This is a genomic window from uncultured Campylobacter sp. (assembly GCF_938045405.1).
Taxonomy (GTDB): domain Bacteria; phylum Campylobacterota; class Campylobacteria; order Campylobacterales; family Campylobacteraceae; genus Campylobacter_B.
In genome coordinates this window covers 1-4,446 of the sequence record NZ_CALIMW010000036.1, presented here as the reverse complement: position 1 = coordinate 4,446, position 4,446 = coordinate 1, and the positions used below count along the sequence as shown (strand labels likewise).

3 protein-coding genes and 1 pseudogene are annotated in these 4,446 nt (G+C 50.6%); all 4 read right to left on the bottom strand.

The window, feature by feature from the left end; all coding sequences use genetic code 11:
- Nucleotides 1-967: 967 nt before the first annotated feature.
- Entirely contained in the window at nucleotides 968-2,545 is a 1,578-nt protein-coding gene (locus tag Q0140_RS01300; RefSeq protein WP_297960834.1) for a subtype B tannase, read from the bottom strand.
- Nucleotides 2,546-2,556: 11 nt separating this feature from the next.
- A complete protein-coding gene (locus Q0140_RS01295) occupies nucleotides 2,557-3,228 on the bottom strand; it encodes a tetratricopeptide repeat protein (RefSeq protein WP_297960831.1) in 672 nt (223 codons plus the stop codon).
- 72 nt (nucleotides 3,229-3,300) lie between these two features.
- Nucleotides 3,301-3,792: a TlpA disulfide reductase family protein gene (locus tag Q0140_RS01290; RefSeq protein ID WP_297960828.1), complete on the bottom strand. Its 492-nt coding sequence runs from the start codon at nucleotides 3,790-3,792 to the stop codon at nucleotides 3,301-3,303.
- A gap of 455 nt (nucleotides 3,793-4,247) precedes the next feature.
- Nucleotides 4,248-4,446, bottom strand: a pseudogene (locus Q0140_RS01285) (hypothetical protein); the annotation flags it as partial.

The window sequence follows — 4,446 nt, the reverse complement described above, 5'->3', positions numbered from 1 at the left end:
AGCGACGTGGAGGCGATGTTTGACGAAAAAAGCGCGCAGCTTTTAAAGCGTCTTGTGAGTGCGGGCAAGGTTGTTTTTAAAGACGGTTTTTACGAGATCGCAAAAGGCTAGGGCTAAAATTTTAAAAGCTCTTTTGCGGGCGCGGCGAGGGAACGGCTTACATTTAGACGTCGTAGCAAAGGGTATCGCCGCACGCGAGCTAGAGGCAGCGCAATGCTAGCTAGCGTTAAATTTAGCGCCGAGTTGCATCGCCGCAAAGATGCTAGCACGCCCGGTTTAGGAAACGATGCTGCCGCGGCGTGGTGATCTTTAAATAGGCAAGCTGCGCTCAAAAGCGCCATTAAATTATGAAATTTATGCACACGGCGCAAAGATACAGACCCTAAACGGCGCTTTTTGTGTGTCAGCGGATTATTGAAGTAAGTCGAATAATAGGATAGCAAAAGCGGGCTTGGACTCGCAGGAGATCGAAGCAAGCCTTAAATTTAACCTACTTGCCGTGCTCGTTTGGGTTTTCTGCGTTCATTTTAGCGGATTTTAGTCCGCGTGCCGAATGTGCGCCCATTACGCGATACCTTCGCGCCCAAAGAGCGCGATCGGATAGTATAAACGCCGCGAAATTTTATCGCATACTTCGGTTTTTTAATTTAGCCCGCAGAATTTGATCTGTGCTGGAGTTTTGATGCGGATCGCACTCGAGATTTTGCACCGTATATTGTCGCGACCGATTAAATTTTTAACTCGCACTCGTTTTGCCGCGATAAATTTCTATGGAATTTTCCCAGTGCTAGCCGCAAAATTTCAAGCCGTTGCATTTCTTGCGGCGACGCTAAAATTTTGACGCGATAGAATTTCGCAGCGGAATTTTACGCCGCGCCTGCGTATCTGCTAGGGAGAGCTTTAGACGATAAAAATTTTACGGCAGAGCTGCGGGTAAAATTCTAAATCCAAAGTAAAATTTCGCCCGTTAAGCCTGCTGCGCGACTACTTTGTCGATCCAGTCAAAAAGCTCCTCTAGATCGTAATCTCCGCCGTGTCCTTGCCCCCAAGGCACCGCAAAATCGACGTTCTTGCCTGCATTTTGCAAGCTAAGCACCAAAATAGCGGGGATCGCAAGCGCCGTATCGCGATCGCTCGCGCCGTGCCGGATGCGGTAATGCTTCGCGCCGTTTTCGTTGCGCACGAAGCTCATCGCATCCATCATCTCCACGAGCTGGGCACTTGCGATTAGCACCCCTTTGGCGGGGTCATTCATCGCGCTAAAATCCGTAAAATGCGCCGCGTTAAATTTGGCGCCGCCGAACAGCTCGTTTTCGGGATTTTCAAGCGTGAAGCCGTCGAATGCGGGCGGGGTCTTGGCGCGCGGCTTGGAGGTCGCGTAGCCCCAAAAGAGCATATGTGATTGCGACGCGTCGTCCTTGATTTTTGCAGCGAGGTATAGGGGCGCCTTCGCGCGCGGATTTTTCGCCGCAAAATTAGCAAACGAGGCCGATATGAGCCCGTTTATGTAATCTTTGAAGCTGCCGTCGCCATTTTTATCCAAGCTTAGCGCGCGGCCGCCCCCGTCCTTTAAGTTTAGCGAGTTCAGATAGGCGGGGAATTGCGCCTTTAGCTCGTCTGAAATTTTAATCTGCGCTGCGCTTAATTTGCCGCTTAGCATCTTGCGAGTGGGCTTTGCGGCGCTTTGATTTGCGTCTTTTTTAGAATTTTTTTCAGCGCCGCTAGAATTTTCATCGCGCTCGTTAAATCCCGCTGCATCAAGGCCGCTAAAATCCATCTTTTCATATTCGCTCTGCGCGCCGAACATCCACTCATACGCCGCGTCTGCGTGCTTTAGATTTGTGATCGGACAGTATGCGGACGCCGCGTAAATTTTATCGCTCGCCTTTGCAGCGCCCAGCTCCTGCAGATACGGCTCGTACGCGGCCTCGTCCCCGCTCGTGCCCAAAAGTGCCGAGAGCGCTCCGCCCGCGCTCGTGCCGTTTGAGATGATCTTGTTCGCGTCCCCGGGCATCGCCGCGTCGTTAAATTTCAGATACCGCACGGCCGCCTTTAGATCGACGATCGCTGCGGGTGCCTTGCCGATATAATCGCCGTTTGCGCCTTTTAGCGTGCGTCCGCGCGCTGCGGGAGCGGCTACGACGTAACCGCGCGAAAGCGCCGTAGCGATCGCGTTTGGCTTGCCGCTTGCGTCTATTTTGACCTCGCCCGCTTCGCCCGGCATGTAGCCGCCCACGCCGTTTGGCAAAAATATCGGCGCGTTTGCGGCGTCAAATTTGCCGCTCTTGCGCCCCTCAAAATACTGCTGTGGGATGAAGATATTCATGCTCTGATAGTGCGCGCTTGCTGGTTTTGCGACGTAGATTATGTTTTTGTAGGCGCGAAATTTTATCTTTTTGCCGCCTACGATCACGCTTTCTTGCGTAAAATTTGCGGCGTTAAATTTCAGATCTATTTGCGCGCTCTGCGCCGCAGCCTCGGCGTTTAGGCTCAGTGCGCCGCAAAGCATCGCAGCAGCGCCTAAAGCAAGGGATTTCTTACTCATTGAAGTATCCTTTATATTTTAATATTGCCGCTTTTTAGCCCCTCGAGCAGCTGCGCGGCGGAGCTATTTTTCGGATAGGCCTCAAGGTAGGTCTGCAAGTGCTTAATCACGCCCTCTTTGTCGTCATGCATCAGGCTAAACAGCGCAAGAGCATGGTGCGCGCGCATCGAACCGAGCTCAAGCGCGCTAGAAAGCATCTGCTGTGCCTTTTGATCGCGGGAGGAGTTTAGCAAAAACTCGCCGTATTCCGTGCGGATCTCGCCGTTTTTGGGCTCCTCTTGCACGAGCTTGTCGTAGAGCGCGTCCGCCTTTTCTGCGGCGCCTTTGATATCAAAATTGTGTTGAATGACGTAAATTCGGGCAAATTTATGCTCAAACTCATATCGGTCCTTGGCGTCGATATCCTTTTTAAACAGCTCCTGGCTTAGAAATTTAAAAATTTCTTCAAGCGCTCGCGCGTCTTGGTAAGCGATCTCGGCGTCCTTTCCGCTGTCGAAGTTTAGCGGATACTCGCACGCGTGGGCGCAGAGATTGTCCACGGAGCGGTAGATGCCGCCGATATCCAGGGCGCGCGAGCCGTCGGGCGCCGTCTTTATCATCGCGTCGTGATCGTAGGGCTCGTATGGCGCTGCGAGTGCGCAACTAAGGGCTAGAGCGGCTGCTAATGCGGTTTTTGTAAACATATCGTTTCCTTAAGATGAAATTTTAAGCCGATTTTAGCGAAATTTACCAAATGTTAGCCCTATTTGAGCGGGTTAATTTATGAGTTTGAGCTGCGTTTCGAAGGCGGATTTGGGGTAGAGGCCGATGAGCTTTTTGACCGCTTTGCCATTTTTATCGTAGATCACTGACGTGGGGGTGCCGAAAATGCCGCCTACGATGGATTCGAAGTATTTCACCGAGCTCGCGCCGCTGACGCTTGGGAATTTTATCCCCTTTTCGCGAGCGACCGCGGCGTCGGCTTCCAAGCCTTTACCGTCGCCTAGAATGCCGATAATCAGCGCGTCGCCGCTAGCTTGCAGCTCGTTTAGCGCGGGTACTTGGGCTTTGCACGCGCCGCAGCCGCTAGTATAGAAAAATAGCACGAACGGCTTGTCGTTGCCCTCGATCTTTAGCGTGCGCTCGGAGGGGTCGAACTTGGAGGCAAGCGAGGTGCCGTCGCTGCTTAGATGGTGCTTCCATCCGTCGCAGCCTGCGAGCAGTAGCGCGAACACGGCGACAGCAATTTTTAAATTTAAAAATTTCATAATCTGAAATCCGTCCTTAAATCTGCTTTTAAAACTGCTAAATTCGTTTTTAAATTTGCGTTTGAAATTTTAAAATTCACGGCGCGATCCCTATTGGAATTTATATCATAATCTGCGTTAGAAATTATGTCGCGATCTGCACTAGGGCGTATGTCATAACCCGCGTCGTAATCTGTACTAAAGTCTATATAGTCACCCGCCTAGCAATTTGTACTCGTAGCGTTTCGGTTTTTAAAATTTAGACTTTTAAAATTTCGGCTTTTTAAATTTTTACCCACTCCGCTCGGCTTTGCAACAGTGCTTGATCTTTCGAGGCAAGCAGCTTCGGCGGGACGTGCGCAGCAAAGAGCCGCGCCTGCTCGCGCGAGCTTTGTGCGAACCCAAAAAGAGCGCGGACAGGCAGCGAAATTTTTAAATTTTAACGTAGCTTTATTTTTCATCATGCGAGCTAAATTTTATGCACCGGAATTCTGCGCGCCTGAATTTTTGGTATCAGAATTTTTACCGTTAGAATTTTCAGCGCCCCGATCTTTGCCGCCAGAATTTTGCGAGGCGGGATTTTTAGAATTATATTTTTTGATATCGGAATTTTCTGTAGCCGAAGCATTTGCGCCCGCATTTTTGCCATTAGAATTTTCGCCAATTAAATTTATT